The 14,309-nt window shown below is 55.7% G+C and carries 13 protein-coding genes; 10 read left to right on the top strand and 3 right to left on the bottom strand.

Annotated features, from left to right (window positions below; all coding sequences use genetic code 11):
• Nucleotides 1-3 precede the first annotated feature (3 nt).
• Complete coding sequence (phnP, locus tag FNY10_RS16060; RefSeq protein WP_160702525.1) at nt 4-762, top strand: phosphonate metabolism protein PhnP; 759 nt, start codon at nt 4-6, stop codon at nt 760-762.
• A 50-nt stretch (nt 763-812) separates the two neighbouring features.
• Here the strand turns inward: phnP and yjdP are convergent, their stop codons facing one another.
• The gene (gene yjdP / locus FNY10_RS16055) at nt 813-1,148 is read right to left on the bottom strand and encodes a DDRRRQL repeat protein YjdP (RefSeq protein WP_141965553.1); all 336 of its coding nucleotides are present in this window, start codon (nt 1,146-1,148) and stop codon (nt 813-815) included.
• Between the two features lie 69 nt (nt 1,149-1,217).
• On the bottom strand, nt 1,218-1,667 hold the full coding sequence (gene rpiB, locus FNY10_RS16050) for a bifunctional allose-6-phosphate isomerase/ribose-5-phosphate isomerase RpiB (protein WP_131049892.1): 450 nt from the start codon (nt 1,665-1,667) through the stop codon (nt 1,218-1,220).
• Between the two features lie 350 nt (nt 1,668-2,017).
• On the opposite strand from rpiB, the gene FNY10_RS16045 reads away from it, so the two are divergent.
• The 6 genes from FNY10_RS16045 to alsK all read left to right on the top strand — a co-directional run bounded on the left by FNY10_RS16045 (nt 2,018) and on the right by alsK (nt 8,110).
• On the top strand, nt 2,018-2,905 hold the full coding sequence (locus FNY10_RS16045) for a MurR/RpiR family transcriptional regulator (protein ID WP_004856567.1): 888 nt from the start codon (nt 2,018-2,020) through the stop codon (nt 2,903-2,905).
• 65 nt (nt 2,906-2,970) lie between these two features.
• Nucleotides 2,971-3,906, top strand: a complete 936-nt coding sequence (alsB, locus tag FNY10_RS16040) for a D-allose transporter substrate-binding protein (RefSeq protein ID WP_160702527.1) — start codon at nt 2,971-2,973, stop codon at nt 3,904-3,906.
• A 75-nt stretch (nt 3,907-3,981) separates the two neighbouring features.
• A complete protein-coding gene (gene alsA, locus FNY10_RS16035; protein ID WP_160702529.1) occupies nt 3,982-5,514 on the top strand; it encodes a D-allose ABC transporter ATP-binding protein AlsA in 1,533 nt (510 codons plus the stop codon).
• Complete coding sequence (gene alsC, locus FNY10_RS16030) at nt 5,493-6,473, top strand: D-allose ABC transporter permease (protein ID WP_160702531.1); 981 nt, start codon at nt 5,493-5,495, stop codon at nt 6,471-6,473. The genes alsA and alsC overlap by 22 nt, the downstream gene beginning before the upstream one ends.
• Before the next feature lie 10 nt (nt 6,474-6,483).
• Complete coding sequence (gene alsE / locus FNY10_RS16025; RefSeq protein ID WP_131049887.1) at nt 6,484-7,179, top strand: D-allulose 6-phosphate 3-epimerase; 696 nt, start codon at nt 6,484-6,486, stop codon at nt 7,177-7,179.
• Entirely contained in the window at nt 7,163-8,110 is a 948-nt protein-coding gene (alsK, locus tag FNY10_RS16020) for an allose kinase (RefSeq protein ID WP_160702533.1), read from the top strand. The genes alsE and alsK overlap by 17 nt, the downstream gene beginning before the upstream one ends.
• On the opposite strand, the gene FNY10_RS16015 is transcribed toward alsK, so the two are convergent.
• Nucleotides 8,022-10,628: an ATP-binding protein gene (locus FNY10_RS16015; RefSeq protein WP_160702535.1), complete on the bottom strand. Its 2,607-nt coding sequence runs from the start codon at nt 10,626-10,628 to the stop codon at nt 8,022-8,024. The genes alsK and FNY10_RS16015 overlap by 89 nt on opposite strands.
• Before the next feature lie 185 nt (nt 10,629-10,813).
• Here FNY10_RS16015 and FNY10_RS16010 point away from each other — a divergent pair, with 185 nt between their 5' ends.
• The 3 genes from FNY10_RS16010 to FNY10_RS16000 are packed head-to-tail and all read left to right on the top strand — an operon-like array spanning nt 10,814 to nt 14,305.
• Nucleotides 10,814-12,334 carry a sugar ABC transporter ATP-binding protein gene (locus FNY10_RS16010; protein WP_100686575.1) on the top strand — a complete coding sequence of 507 codons (1,521 nt, stop codon included), beginning with the start codon at nt 10,814-10,816 and terminating at the stop codon, nt 12,332-12,334.
• Nucleotides 12,331-13,332: an ABC transporter permease subunit gene (locus tag FNY10_RS16005; RefSeq protein WP_141965561.1), complete on the top strand. Its 1,002-nt coding sequence runs from the start codon at nt 12,331-12,333 to the stop codon at nt 13,330-13,332. The genes FNY10_RS16010 and FNY10_RS16005 overlap by 4 nt, the downstream gene beginning before the upstream one ends.
• Before the next feature lie 31 nt (nt 13,333-13,363).
• Complete coding sequence (locus FNY10_RS16000) at nt 13,364-14,305, top strand: ABC transporter substrate-binding protein (RefSeq protein WP_131049882.1); 942 nt, start codon at nt 13,364-13,366, stop codon at nt 14,303-14,305.
• The last annotated feature ends 4 nt before the right edge of the window (nt 14,306-14,309 follow it).

Genomic DNA, 14,309 nt, shown 5'->3' with positions numbered 1-14,309 from the left:
AGTATGAGCCTGACTATTCGCTTAACCGGCACCGGCGGCGCCCAGCTGGTTCCGGTTTTCGGCTGCGACTGCGCGGCCTGTCAGCGTGCGCGCAGCGATGAGGCTCATCGCCGCCGCCCCTGTAGCGCGGTCGTGACCTTCAATCACGCCGTCACACTGCTGGATGCCGGGCTGCCCGATTTGATGGATCGCTGGCCTGCCGGCCATTTTCAGCAGTTTTTACTTACCCACTATCATATGGATCATGTTCAGGGATTATTCCCGCTGCGCTGGGGCGTCAGCGCGCCGATCCCGGTGTTTGGCCCGCCGGATCCCGAAGGCTGCGATGACCTGTTTAAACACCCCGGCCTGCTGGACTTCAGCCATACCGTTGAGCCGTTTGTGGTGTTTGAACTCCAGGGATTGCGGGTGACGCCGCTGCCGCTGAATCACTCGAAGCTGACGTACGGCTATCTGCTGGAGTCGGCGCACAGCCGGGTGGCCTGGCTGTCGGATACCGCCGGATTACCGGAAAAGACGCTCAAATTCTTACTGAATAACCAGCCGCAGGCGATCGTGATCGACTGCAGCCATGAGCCACGCCCGCAGCCCTCGCGCAACCACTGCGATTTGAATACGGTACGCGCCATTAACCAGGTACTGGCCTGCCCGCGGGTCATTCTGACCCATATCAGCCATCAGTTTGATCTGTGGCTGATGGACCATCCGCTGCCGCCGGGGTTTGAGGCCGGCTATGACGGCATGGAGATCGTGCTGGATTAATCTTTGACCCGGCCTGCGTCGCGTCACCACGGCGATGAACGACAGCACGGTTAATCGTCGTCATCCAGTCGTCGCTGGTCGTCCTCCAGCTGCCGCCGATCCTGATCCAACTGGCGCTGGCGATCGTCGAGCTGACGGCGACGATCTTCTATCTGTCGCTGCCGATCGTCGTATTGCCGTCGGCGATCGGCGCTATGCTGACGGCTATCCTGGTAACGTCCATCATCATAGCGGTCTTCGTCATCAGGGCGGCTATCGCCGGGGTTATAGGCATCATTAATCGCCTGCTGAATATTACCGATTGCGTCATCAATAATATCAGCGCGCGCCAGCTGACTGCTCAGCGACAGCGTGCAGAAGATTAAAGCGGTAAAGTAACGTTTCATAGAGCCAGTCTCTTCAGGGGGCTGACCCTACGTTAATCAACGGTCGTCACGGCGAGTAGCGGAGGAATCTCAAATCCGCGACTGTTCAAGCGCGGTAATTGCATCAATTCGCGTCTGATGACGTCCACCTTCATAATCGCTCCCCAACCAGACATCGACAATCATTTTTGCCAGCTCAAGACCTACCACGCGCGCGCCGAAGGCCAACACATTGGTATTATTATGTTGCCGCGATAGCTGGGCCGAATAGGGTTCACTGCACACCACCGCGCGAATGCCGGGGTATTTATTGGCGGTTATGGAGATCCCGACACCGGTACCGCAGATCAGGATCCCACCCTCAGCTTCGCCTGTCAGAATGGCCTGCGCGACAGCGCTGGCATAACGGGGATAATCGGTACGCTCAGGTGACCATGTTCCCTTATCCAGCACCTCGATCCCCCGCAGTCGGAGATGCGCCACAATATCATTTTTAAGAATAAACCCGACGTGATCACAGCCAATTGCAATCCTTTTCATACTTAACCTCGCCTGTTTTTACTTTACGAATATCGATAAAGTTGTGATTTAAACCGGAATAACCGACCAGGAAATCGGCCTGAACCCGGTCTGACGTGCCATTTCTACCTCGCTAAAATTCACAAATCAAGCAAGAAAAAGGGACACCTCATGTTACCTATCGTTTTAAATTTTACGAAAAAAAGATAAAAACAATTGTTTTATAAAGAGTTATTTAAAAATAGCCAAACTCAAAACTTTATAAAAGATAAAACTTTATAAAATTAATATTTTTGTGAATTTGATTGTATCTTTTCTGTTTTGCCTGTGGTGATATAGTGACGTCTTCACTTTATGGACAAGAGAAAGCGATGAGTCAGTCAGAATCCAGTTCGCTCCCCAACGGTATCGGCCTCGCCCCCTGGCTACGCATGAAGCAGGAAGGAATGACCGAAAACGAGAGCCGAATCGTCGAATGGTTGCTTAAACCCGGCAATCTGAGCGACGCTCCCGCCATTAAAGATGTGGCGGAAGCGCTGTCGGTTTCCGAAGCGATGATCGTTAAGGTCTCCAAACTGCTCGGTTTTAGCGGTTTTCGTAACCTGCGTAGCGCCCTGGTGGAGTATTTTTCGCAATCTGAACAGGTCCTTCCGGCAGAGCTCTCCTTTGATGAAGCACCTCAGGACGTGGTGAATAAGGTTTTTAACATTACCCTGCGTACCATTATGGAAGGTCAGTCGATCGTTAATGTCGATGAAATTCATCGCGCGGCACGTTTCTTCGCCCAGGCCAACCAGCGCGATCTGTACGGTGCCGGTGGATCAAATGCTATCTGCGCCGATGTACAGCATAAGTTTTTACGCATTGGCGTGCGCTGCCAGACATATCCGGATGCACATATCATGATGATGTCAGCCTCGTTGTTGAAAAAAGGCGACGTCGTGCTGGTCGTCACTCATTCCGGGCGCACCAGCGATATTAAATCGGCAGTAGAGTTGGCCAAGAAGAACGGTGCTAAAATTATTTGTATTACTCATAGCTACCATTCACCGATTGCTAAATTAGCTGATTTTATTATTTGCTCGCCAGCACCAGAAACTCCTTTATTAGGGAGAAACGCCTCAGCGCGTATTTTACAACTTACCTTATTAGATGCTTTCTTCGTTTCGGTAGCCCAACAAAATATTGAACAGGCCACTTTAAACATGCAAAAAACCGGCGCCATTGTTGATTTCTTTTCACCAGGAGCGCTGAAGTAAATAATAAACGCCGATCCCACCACGGTGGGATCAATATTACTGTATCCTACACCGAGAATACTGTCATGAATAAATACCTGAAAATTTTCAGCGGCGCGGCTATGGGCGTAATGTTATCTACCAGCGCTTTTGCCGCGGCCGATTACGCGGTGGTATTAAAAACATTATCAAATCCTTTCTGGGTTGATATGAAAAAAGGTATTGAAGATGAGGCCAAAACGCTGGGAGTCAGCGTTGATATTTTTGCCTCGCCTTCGGAAGGGGATTTTCAATCACAACTGCAGCTATTCGAAGACTTAAGCAATAAGAACTATAAAGGCATCGCTTTCGCGCCTCTCTCGTCGGTCAACCTGGTGATACCCGTGGCGAAAGCCTGGAAGAAAGGGATTTATCTGGTCAATCTCGATGAAAAAATCGATATGGATAACCTGAAGAAAGCGGGCGGTAACGTTGAAGGTTTCGTCACCACGGACAACGTCGCGGTGGGGGCAAAAGGGGCCGATTTTATTATCGAGAAACTGGGTGCTGAGGGCGGCGATGTTGCCATCATCGAAGGAAAAGCGGGTAACGCGTCAGGCGAAGCCCGTCGTAACGGTGCAACGGAGGCATTCAAAAAAACCAGTCAGATCAAGCTTGTTGCCAGCCAACCAGCCGACTGGGATCGCATTAAGGCGCTTGATGTTGCCACTAACGTGCTACAGCGAAACCCTAACCTGAAAGCCTTTTACTGTGCGAATGACACAATGGCAATGGGCGTTGCCCAGGCCGTAGCCAACGCCGGTAAAAGCCAAACGGTTCTGGTGGTCGGCACTGACGGTATCCCTGAAGCGCGTAAAATGGTTGAAGCCGGTCAGATGACCGCAACGATTGCGCAAAATCCTGGCAATATCGGCGCGACGGGACTGAAGATGATGGTTGATGCTGAAAAAACCGGCAAAGTGATTCCACTGGATAAAACACCAGAATTCAAACTGGTGGATTCTGTTCTGGTCACAAAATAATTTTCCAGAAACGAGTCCGATGCTCTCCCCTTACCCTCCTGACCTCAGGAGGGTAAAAATAAGTAAGGAGTTATTATGCTCACGCCATATATTTCAATGGCGGGGATCGGCAAATCCTTTGGTCCGGTTCACGCATTAAAATCGGTCGATTTAACCGTTTACCCGCACGAAATACATGCATTACTCGGGGAAAACGGTGCGGGTAAATCAACGTTAATGAAAGTTTTATCAGGAATACATGAACCGACCAAAGGCACCATCACGGTTAATAATGTTAATTATGACAAGCTCGACCATAAATTAGCGGCCAGACTCGGCATCGGCATTATCTATCAAGAGCTCAGCGTCATTGATGAATTAACCGTAATGGAAAATTTATATATCGGCCGCCATCTGACGAAAAAAATCTGCGGCGTCAATATTATCGACTGGAAAGAGATGCGCATCAGAGCGGCAATGATGCTGCTACGCATCGGATTAAAGGTCGATTTAGACGAGAAAGTTGCGAATCTGTCGATCAGCCATAAACAGATGCTGGAAATCGCTAAGACACTGATGCTCGATGCCAAAGTACTGATCATGGATGAACCCACCTCTTCGCTGACCAACAAAGAGGTGGATTACCTGTTCCTGATCATGAACCAGCTGCGTAAAGAGGGGACCGCCATCGTCTATATCTCGCACAAGCTGGCGGAGATACGCCGGATCTGCGACCGCTACACGGTGATGAAGGACGGTAGCAGCGTATGCAGTGGCATGGTCAGCGAGGTCAATAACGACGATATCGTACGTCTGATGGTCGGCCGTGAGTTGCAAAACCGCTTTAACGCGATGAAAGAGAACAGCGGCAACATCGCGCGCGAAACGGTATTTGAGGTAAAAAATGTCACCAGCCGGGATAAGAAAAAGGTCCGCGATATCTCCTTTAGCGTCAATCGCGGTGAAATTCTCGGCTTTGCCGGTCTGGTGGGCTCCGGGCGTACCGAACTGATGGATTGTCTGTTTGGTGTTGATAAGCGGAGCAGCGGCGAAATCATCCTCAACGGTAAAACTATTACCCCACGCTCGCCGCTAGATGCCTTAAAAAAAGGAATGGGCTACATCACGGAGAGTCGCCGGGACAACGGTTTCTTCGGCAATTTCTCTATAGCGCAAAACATGGCTGTCAGCCTGAGCCTGAAACACGGCGGCTATAAAGGGGCGATGGGGCTTCTCCATGAAGAGAACGAGCGTAAAACGGCGGAGGCACAGCGCAAATTACTGGCGCTGAAGTGCCATTCTGTCGATCAGAGCATCACCGAACTTTCCGGCGGTAACCAACAAAAGGTCCTGATATCCAAATGGTTATGCTGCAACCCCGACGTCATTATTTTCGATGAACCGACGCGCGGAATCGACGTCGGTGCGAAAGCCGAAATTTATAAAGTGATGCGCCAGTTGGCGGATGACGGAAAAGTCATTCTGATGGTGTCATCCGAGCTTCCTGAAATTATCGCCGTCTGTGACCGCATCGCCGTGTTCTGCGAAGGGCGGCTGACGCAAATTCTGACCAATCGCGACGACATGAGCGAAGAGGAGATTATGGTATGGGCACTGCCGCAAGATTAAAAAGGGAGTCCGATGGCAAAAAGCCGTTCAACTTCGCACTATTCTGGGATAAATACGGCACCTTTTTTATCCTCGCGATTATTGTCGCGATTTTCGGCTCGCTGTCGTCGGAATACTTTCTGACGACCAATAACATCACGCAAATATTTGTTCAGAGCTCGGTGACGGTGCTCATCGGAATGGGAGAATTCTTCGCTATTCTGGTAGCAGGCATCGACCTGTCCGTAGGGGCGATTCTGGCGCTTTCTGGCATGGTAACCGCCAAACTCATGCTGGCAGGCGTCGATCCGTTCCTCGCTGCGCTGATTGGCGGGGTGCTGGTCGGCGGCGCGCTAGGCGCGATTAACGGCTGCCTGGTCAACTGGACCGGCCTACACCCGTTCATTATTACCCTCGGTACCAACGCGATTTTTCGCGGCATCACCCTGGTTATCTCCGACGCCAACTCGGTCTATGGCTTCTCTTTCGCGTTCGTCAATTTCTTTGCCGCCAGCGTATTAGGGATCCCGGTACCGGTCATCTTCTCGCTTATTGTGGCCGTGATTCTCTGGTTCCTGACCACCCGGATGCGGCTGGGCCGCAATATCTACGCCCTCGGCGGCAATAAAAACTCCGCCTTCTACTCTGGCATCGATGTGAAGTTCCATATGTTGCTGGTGTTCATTATATCCGGCATCTGCGCCGGGCTGGCGGGAGTGGTCTCGACGGCACGTCTCGGCGCCGCGGAGCCTCTGGCCGGGATGGGCTTTGAAACCTACGCCATTGCCAGCGCCATTATCGGCGGCACCAGCTTCTTTGGTGGTAAGGGGCGCATTTTTTCAGTGGTGATTGGCGGCCTGATCATCGGCACCATCAACAACGGGCTGAATATTCTCCAGGTACAAACCTACTACCAGCTGGTGGTGATGGGTGGATTAATTATCGCGGCTGTCGCCCTCGACCGTCTTATCAGTAAGTAAGGAATTTATGATGAAAATTGCCCCCTCTTTAATGTGTATGGATCTGCTGAAATTCAAAGAACAGATCGAGTTTATCGATCGACATGCAGATTACTTCCACATCGACATCATGGACGGTCATTTTGTCCCTAACCTGACGCTCTCGCCGTTTTTCGTCAGCCAGGTGAAGAAGCTGGCCAGTAAACCACTGGACTGCCATCTGATGGTCACCCGACCACAGGATTACATTAGCCAGCTGGCGCAGGCAGGTGCGGACTTTATCACCCTGCATCCGGAAACTATTAACGGTCAGGCTTTCCGCCTGATAGAGGAGATTCGTCGCCATGGCATGAAGGTCGGGCTCATTCTCAATCCGGAAACACCGGTTGAAACGATGAAATATTACATCCACAAGGCGGACAAAATTACGGTGATGACCGTCGATCCGGGTTTCGCGGGCCAACCCTTTATTCCTGAAATGCTGGAAAAGATCGGCGAGCTAAAAGCGTGGCGAGAGCGTGAAGGACTGGCCTACGAGATTGAGATCGACGGTTCGTGCAATAAAGCGACCTATCAAAAACTGATGGCGGCAGGCGCGGACGTCTTTATCGTCGGGACCTCCGGTCTGTTTAACCATGGCGACAATATTCACGACGCGTGGCAGGTCATGGCAGAGCAGATTCTGGCGGCCAAAAACGAGGTATTCCCTCATGCAAAAACAGCGTAAGGTCGTCGCAGGAGTGGACATGGGCGCAACCCATATCCGCTTTTGCCTGCAAACCGCACAGGGTGAGACTCTGCATTGCGAGAAGCTGCGCACCGCTGAAGCGATCGCGCCTGACGGTCTGGTGAGCGGGATCACGATGTTGATTCAGCAGCAGCTTGACCGCTTTCAGGCACGTTGCTGCGGCCTGGTTATGGGCTTTCCGGCATTGGTCAGCAGAGATAAGCGGACGATTATCTCCACTCCCAACCTATCGTTACCGCCAGAAACCCTGCGTACGCTAGCCGATGAGCTGGAGCATTCGCTGGCCTGTCCGGTCGAGTTTTCCCGCGATGTGAATCTCCAGCTTTCATTTGACGTGCAGGAAAATGGTTTGCAGGCTCAACAGGTATTAGCTGCTTATCTCGGCACCGGCATGGGCTTCGCCATCTGGTTGAACGGCGGGCCGTGGACAGGCGCACACGGCGTGGCAGGAGAACTGGGCCATATCCCGCAGGGCGACAACACGCTCATCTGCGGTTGCGGTAATCATGGTTGTCTGGAAACCGTCTGTTCCGGTATCGCGCTCAAACGCTGGTACGAACAACAGCCGCGCAGCTATGCGCTTGGTGAACTGTTTTTGCACGCCACTGAGGAACCCTTTGTACAGGACCTCCTGCTCCATGCCGCCCGCGCCATCGCCACCAGCATCAACCTGTTCGACCCCGATGCGGTGATCCTCGGCGGTGGCGTGATGGACATGTCCGGTTTTCCACGCGAGGCGCTGCTCGCCATGATAAAAGCGTATATTCGCCGCCCGTTGCCTTATCAGGCAGTGCAGTTTCTTGCCGCATCGTCCTCAACATTTAATGGTGCTCAAGGGGCTGCGGCGCTGGCCCGCAGCCGCTATTTGCCACAACCTGTCGCAGCGCCTGCATCAACTGTGTCCGACTGAAGGGTTTGCGCAGCAGCTCCACGTCCGGCAGCGCGGGATTGTGCGCCGGACGCAGATCCTGACCGCTGATCAGCAGCACCGCCACCGTCGGGAAACGGCGCTGGGTTTCGTTAATCACCTCGGCTCCGCTCAATCTGCCCGGCAGCATCAGGTCGCTAATCAGCAGCGCGATTTCCGTCGAAGCCTCAAGTAACTGCAGCGCCTGCTCTCCGTTCCCGGCTTCCAGGGTTAACCAGCCGAGCTGATGAAGCTGCTCGCAAAGAGTCTGACGCACATCGGCCTCATCCTCGAGCACCAGCGCCAGCCGCTCGCCGCTCACCGTCTGCTCGACTTCCGGCAACGTGCCGCCGGTCGGCGCCTGCACCGCCGCACGCGGCAGCTGTAAACGCACCGTGGTTCCCTGGCCCGGCGCGCTCTCAATAGCCACCCGCCCGCCGGACTGGCGGACAAAACCATAGACCATCGACAGCCCCAGACCGCTGCCGCTGCCGGTTTGTTTGGTGGTAAAAAACGGTTCGAACACCTGGGCCTTAATCTCCTGCGACATCCCGCTGCCGTGGTCAATCACCTCCAGCGCCACCATATCCTGACGCCGCCCGTCGCTGCGGGCCACGCGCTGGTTCCAGGTGCGCAGCTTGATAACCCCGGCACGCCCTTCCATTGCATCGCGAGCGTTCATCACCAGATTGATAATGGCGTTTTCCAGCTGGCCGACGTCTATCCAGGCCGGCCACGCGGGTGACTGCGCCTCAATCTCCAGACTCAACGTCGTCGGCAGAGAATGGCGCATCAGCTCGCCCAGGTTTTCCAGCAGCGGTTTCATCGCCACGGCATTGGGGTGCAGCGCCTGTTTACGCGAGAAGGCCAGCAGCCGCTGGGTGAGCAGCGCGCCGCGCTCTGCGGCCTTGCGTGCCCGGGAGATCCGCGCCAGGTCCGCGTCCTGCGGCTGAACCAGTTCAAGACTGCCGATAATCACCGCCAGCAGGTTATTAAAATCATGCGCCAGACCGCCGGTCAGCTGGCCAACCGCTTTCATTTTCTGGCTGTGAACCAGCGCCTGCTCCAGCCCTTTGCGTTCGGTCCTGTCGAGCACCACGTTGACCAGCCCCCGCCCGGGTACCGGGCTAAAACGCAGTTCAATAGTGCGGCCGCTCGCCAGCAGGAGCTCCTGGGGTTTGGGCAGCGGGCGGGCCAGATTGTCGCGAATATGTTCCGCCAGAGGGGCGGCCTGCCCCAGCAGCTGCTGATAGTGAATGCCGCGCTGCAGGTCATTGGCCGCCAGCCCCAGCAGCAGCGGATACTGCGGATTCCACACCACCAGCAGCCCCTGATTATCAAACAGCGCGAAGCCGTCGCGCATGGCATGAAAGGTGGTCTCCAGCAGGGTACTTTTTTCTTTCAGCAGCTGGGAGGTATGGGCCAACGACGCGGTATTGCGGGCAAAGACGTTGAAGGCGCGCGCCAGCTCTCCGAGCTCATCGCGTCGCTGAAGCCCCGGGACAGAGACCTCCTGCTCGCCGTAGGCCAGACGCGACATCGCGCGCGAGATAGCGGTCAGACTGGAGCCGAGGTTACGGTAGATATACCAGCCGGCGAAGCCGGTTATCACCAGCGCCAGCAGCGCCGACAGCAAAATAAACATGCTGATGGAACGCAGCTCCTGATGGCTCTGTGCCGCCCGCAGCTCAGACGCCTGCGCGACCCGGGCAACGTACTGATTAATATCGCTGTTGAGCAGCGCCACCAGCGCCTTAATGTGAAACATATACCAGCCGATGGCCAAATCGCTCTCCTCCAGCTGCGCCGATAACGGCTCCAGCCTGGCCAGCTCGCCGTTGAAATCCTGCAGAATCGCCGCCAGCGTTGGGTCACGGCTGGTTGTCGGCAGAAAATCTCTCACTTTGTCCAGCTGCTGGACTATCGATCGCGGCGTCGACGTATGGATGGCCGCAACGATCAGCCGATCCATCTCCGCCAGCGGCCGGGGATCGATCGCGTCCGCGCCATGCCGATCGTTAAGATCCTGAATATGCCGGAGATAACTCTGATTCTGATACAGCGAACTGAGCAGTTCATTACGCTGCAGATGACGATGCTGCCCGCGTTCCAGCATGCCGCTGACGCTCTGCTGCAGCTCATTGCTGCGGCGAATAATATTGCCCACCAGCGCCAGCTCCTGTTGCGCCAGCGGCGCGGCGGCGAGGTGAGAGAGTGAATATTTCAGGGCCTGCTGAGTCTCCAGCAGGCGTTCAGCTTCGCTTTTATACTCCAGCGCACCGACCACCTGCGAGAGGCGAACCGCCGAGGTGGCGACGTTCGCGGTATCACGCGCCAGATTCATGCTGCCGGTCATATCGTCCAGCGTCTGCTGCTGCACCTGCTCTTGCAGCAGGCTGGCATGGCGAAAACCCAGCAGCGAGACGCCAGCCACCATCAGCGTAACCGCAACCATCAGCAAATTAAACGACAGCAGGCGCCCGCGAGCGCTGGTGAAAAACCGGTAGCGATGGGATGGCATGCTCAGCTCCACGATCTTTTTATTTATCCTGGCGGTTGCTGACCCACAGCGGGAGAGCCATCGCGCATAATTGTGAGCCAGATTCAGTATTCATCAATATGACAAATATGAACGGCGTCTGACATTTTGCATTTATTGTTGTGTGGTGCACTGCGATCCTCGAAGACACTCGCAGGAGAGCCACCATGCAGGGGACACCGGTACTATCCATGCGCAATATTGCCAAAGCCTTTGGCAAGTTTTATGCGCTGAAAGGCGTCGATCTGACGGTCTGGCCCGGCGAGATCCACGCCTTAATGGGCGAAAACGGCGCCGGCAAAAGCACACTAATGAAGATCCTCGCCGGGGCGTATACCGCCACTAGCGGCGAGATCCTGATCGACGGACAGCCGCAGGTGATTAAAGGGCCAAAAGATGCGCTGGCCGCCGGGATCACCCTGATTTACCAGGAGATGCAGCTGGCGCCGAACTTAACCGTCGCGGAGAATATTTTTCTCGGCAGCGAACTGGCGCGCGGCGGGCTGGTGCAGCGCAAAGAGATGATGAATCAGGCCCAGGCGGTCATCGATCGCCTCGGCGCCCAGTTCAGGGCCAGCGACCGGGTGATGGCCCTGACCATTGCCGAACAGCAGCAGGTGGAGATCGCCCGCGCCCTGCATCGCAACAGCCGGGTGCTGGTGATGGATGAGCCCACCGCCGCCCTCTCCTCCCGCGAGACTCATCGCCTGTTTGAACTGATTCTGCGCCTGCGCGACGAAGGGATGGCGATTATCTATATCAGCCATCGCATGGCGGAGGTTTATGAACTGTCTGACCGCGTCAGCGTGCTGCGCGACGGCCAGTACGTCGGCAGCCTGACCCGCGACAAGCTCAACGCCTCCGAACTGGTGCGAATGATGGTCGGCCGTCCGCTAAGCGACCTGTTCAATAAAGAGCGTGATATTCCGCCCGGCCAGCCGCGCCTGCGGGTAGAGGATTTGACCGACGGCGGCAAAGTGAAGGCCAGCAGTCTGGTGGTACGGGCGGGGGAAATCGTCGGCCTCGCCGGTCTGGTCGGCGCCGGTCGCTCCGAACTGGCGCAGCTGATTTTCGGCGTGCGCCGGGCCACCGGCGGCGTTATCGAGATTGATGGCGAGCCGGTAGTCATTCACTCCCCGCGTGCAGCCATCGATCTGGGCATCGGTTTTCTCACCGAAAACCGCAAGGAGCAGGGGCTGTTCCTTGAGATGGCGGCGCAGGAGAACATCACCATGGCCACCCTCGAACGGGATGCCCGCTGGGGTATGCTCAATCGCAAAAAGGCGCAGACTCTCTCCGACGATGCGATCTCCCTGCTCAATATTCGCGTGCCGCACGCGCAGGTACGTGCTGGCGGCCTTTCCGGCGGCAATCAGCAAAAGCTGCTGATCTCCCGCTGGGTCGCCATCGGTCCGCGTATTTTACTGCTTGATGAACCGACGCGCGGCGTTGACGTCGGTGCCAAAAGCGAGATTTACCGCATCATGACCCAGATGGCGCGCCAGGGGGTGGCCATCCTGATGATCTCCAGCGAACTCCCCGAAGTCGTCGGCATGAGCGATCGGGTCTACGTCATGCGCGAAGGCAGCATCGCCGGCGAACTCCAGGCCGGCGACATCAGCCAGGAAAGCATTATGACGCTGGCCACCGGCGTTAACGACTCTCACCTTAAGGCGGTATCACCATGACAACACAGAAAGAGAGCGCCGCGCAGCCGGTGGTAAAATCGGTATCAGCGAAGAAAATCCTGATGGGCGATCTGGTACAAACGGTCGGTATTTTGCCGATTTTGATCCTGATCGTCGCGGTATTTGGCTTTATCGCTCCCAACTTCTTTACCGAAAGCAACCTGCTGAATATTACCCGTCAGGCATCGATCAACATCGTCCTCGCCGCCGGGATGACCTTCATCATTCTGACCGGGGGGATCGATCTGTCCGTCGGCTCGATTCTCGGCACGACCGCGGTCGCCGCCATGGTGGTATCGCTGATCCCGGAGCTGTCGCTGCTGTCGATTCCGGCAGCGCTGATGCTCGGCCTGCTGCTCGGTTTGTTTAACGGCGCGCTGGTCGCCTTCGCCGGACTACCGCCGTTTATCGTGACGCTCGGGACCTACACGGCCCTGCGCGGGGCCGCCTATCTGCTGGCCAACGGCACCACGGTGATTAACTCCGATATCAGCTTCGAATGGATCGGCAATGATTACCTCGGACCGGTTCCGTGGCTGGTGGTGATCGCCCTGATAGTGGTGGCGGTGTGCTGGTTCATTCTGCGCCGCACCACCCTGGGCGTTCATATCTACGCCGTAGGCGGCAATATGCAGGCGGCAAGGCTCACCGGGATCAAAGTGTGGCTGGTGCTGCTGTTCGTTTACGGCATGAGCGGCCTGCTCTCCGGGCTGGGCGGCGTCATGAGCGCCTCGCGGCTGTACAGCGCGAACGGCAACCTCGGCGTCGGTTATGAGCTGGATGCCATCGCCGCCGTTATTCTCGGCGGGACCAGCTTCGTCGGCGGCATCGGCACGATCACCGGCACGCTGGTGGGGGCGCTGATTATCGCCACGCTCAATAACGGCATGACGCTGATGGGCGTCTCCTATTTCTGGCAACTGGTGATCAAAGGGGCGGTGATCATCATTGCGGTGCTGATCGACAAATACCGTACCCGACATCATCAAAGTGCATAACAACAATACCCTACAGACAGAGGAAAACAGCATGCGTTTGAAACCCATAGTAACCGCACTCTGTGCTGGCGCGCTGCTTGCCGCGGCGCCCTTTACCCAGGCCAAAGAGCTGAAGTCAATCGGCGTCACGGTGGGGGATTTAGCCAACCCGTTCTTCGTACAAATCACCAAAGGCGCGGAGCTGGAAGCCCGTAAGCTGGCCGGAGACAATGTGAAAGTGACGCTGGTCTCCAGCGGTTACGATCTCGGTCAGCAGGTGGCGCAGATCGATAACTTTATTGCCGCCAAAGTCGACATGATTATCCTCAACGCCGCCGACTCAAAAGGGATTGGCCCGGCGGTGAAACGCGCGAAAGATGCCGGGATCGTGGTGGTTGCGGTGGACGTGGCCGCCGAAGGCGCCAATGCCACCATCACCTCTGATAACACTCAGGCGGGAGAAATGGCCTGTAAATACATCACCGACCGCCTGAAAGGCAAAGGGAATGTGGTGATTATCAACGGGCCGCCGGTTTCCGCCGTGCAGAACCGCGTCGAAGGTTGCCAGGCCGAGTTTGCGCGCCATCCGGATATCAAAGTGCTCTCCTACAACCAGAACGCCAAAGGCAGTCGTGAGGGCGGCCTGGAAATTATGACCTCATTGCTGGCCGCGAATCCGAAGATCGATGGCGTCTTTGCCATCAACGATCCGACCGCGATCGGTGCCGATCTGGCGGCCAAACAGGCGCAACGTCATGAGTTCTTTATCGTTGGCGTCGACGGGAGTCCGGACGGCGAAGAGGCGCTGAAACGTAAAAACTCGCTGTTTGTGGCGACGCCGGCGCAGGACCCGCAGGTGATGGCGGCGAAAGCGGTAGAGATAGGTTATGACATTCTGCAGGGTAAACCGGCGCCGACCGCGCCGGTGCTGATCCCGGTGACCCTGATCGATAAAAACAATATCGGTAGTTACAAAGGCTGGACCGTGAAGTAAGGGC

It is taken from the genome of Klebsiella sp. Lac1, assembly GCF_009825425.1.
In the GTDB taxonomy this organism is placed as follows: domain Bacteria; phylum Pseudomonadota; class Gammaproteobacteria; order Enterobacterales; family Enterobacteriaceae; genus Klebsiella; species Klebsiella electrica.
Note: the sequence above shows the minus strand (reverse complement) of the source record. Positions and strands in the feature narration are given on the sequence as shown.

Bases quoted from the DNA above. Each gene is read 5' to 3' on its own strand.
- phnP (WP_160702525.1), top strand. From the start codon at position 4: ATGAGCCTGACTATTCGCTTAACCGGCACCGGCGGCGCCCAGCTGGTT.
- yjdP (WP_141965553.1), bottom strand. From the start codon at position 1,148: ATGAAACGTTACTTTACCGCTTTAATCTTCTGCACGCTGTCGCTGAGC.
- rpiB (WP_131049892.1), bottom strand. From the start codon at position 1,667: ATGAAAAGGATTGCAATTGGCTGTGATCACGTCGGGTTTATTCTTAAA.
- FNY10_RS16045 (WP_004856567.1), top strand. From the start codon at position 2,018: ATGAGTCAGTCAGAATCCAGTTCGCTCCCCAACGGTATCGGCCTCGCC.
- alsB (WP_160702527.1), top strand. From the start codon at position 2,971: ATGAATAAATACCTGAAAATTTTCAGCGGCGCGGCTATGGGCGTAATG.
- alsA (WP_160702529.1), top strand. From the start codon at position 3,982: ATGCTCACGCCATATATTTCAATGGCGGGGATCGGCAAATCCTTTGGT.
- alsC (WP_160702531.1), top strand. From the start codon at position 5,493: ATGGGCACTGCCGCAAGATTAAAAAGGGAGTCCGATGGCAAAAAGCCG.
- alsE (WP_131049887.1), top strand. From the start codon at position 6,484: ATGAAAATTGCCCCCTCTTTAATGTGTATGGATCTGCTGAAATTCAAA.
- alsK (WP_160702533.1), top strand. From the start codon at position 7,163: ATGCAAAAACAGCGTAAGGTCGTCGCAGGAGTGGACATGGGCGCAACC.
- FNY10_RS16015 (WP_160702535.1), bottom strand. From the start codon at position 10,628: ATGCCATCCCATCGCTACCGGTTTTTCACCAGCGCTCGCGGGCGCCTG.
- FNY10_RS16010 (WP_100686575.1), top strand. From the start codon at position 10,814: ATGCAGGGGACACCGGTACTATCCATGCGCAATATTGCCAAAGCCTTT.
- FNY10_RS16005 (WP_141965561.1), top strand. From the start codon at position 12,331: ATGACAACACAGAAAGAGAGCGCCGCGCAGCCGGTGGTAAAATCGGTA.
- FNY10_RS16000 (WP_131049882.1), top strand. From the start codon at position 13,364: ATGCGTTTGAAACCCATAGTAACCGCACTCTGTGCTGGCGCGCTGCTT.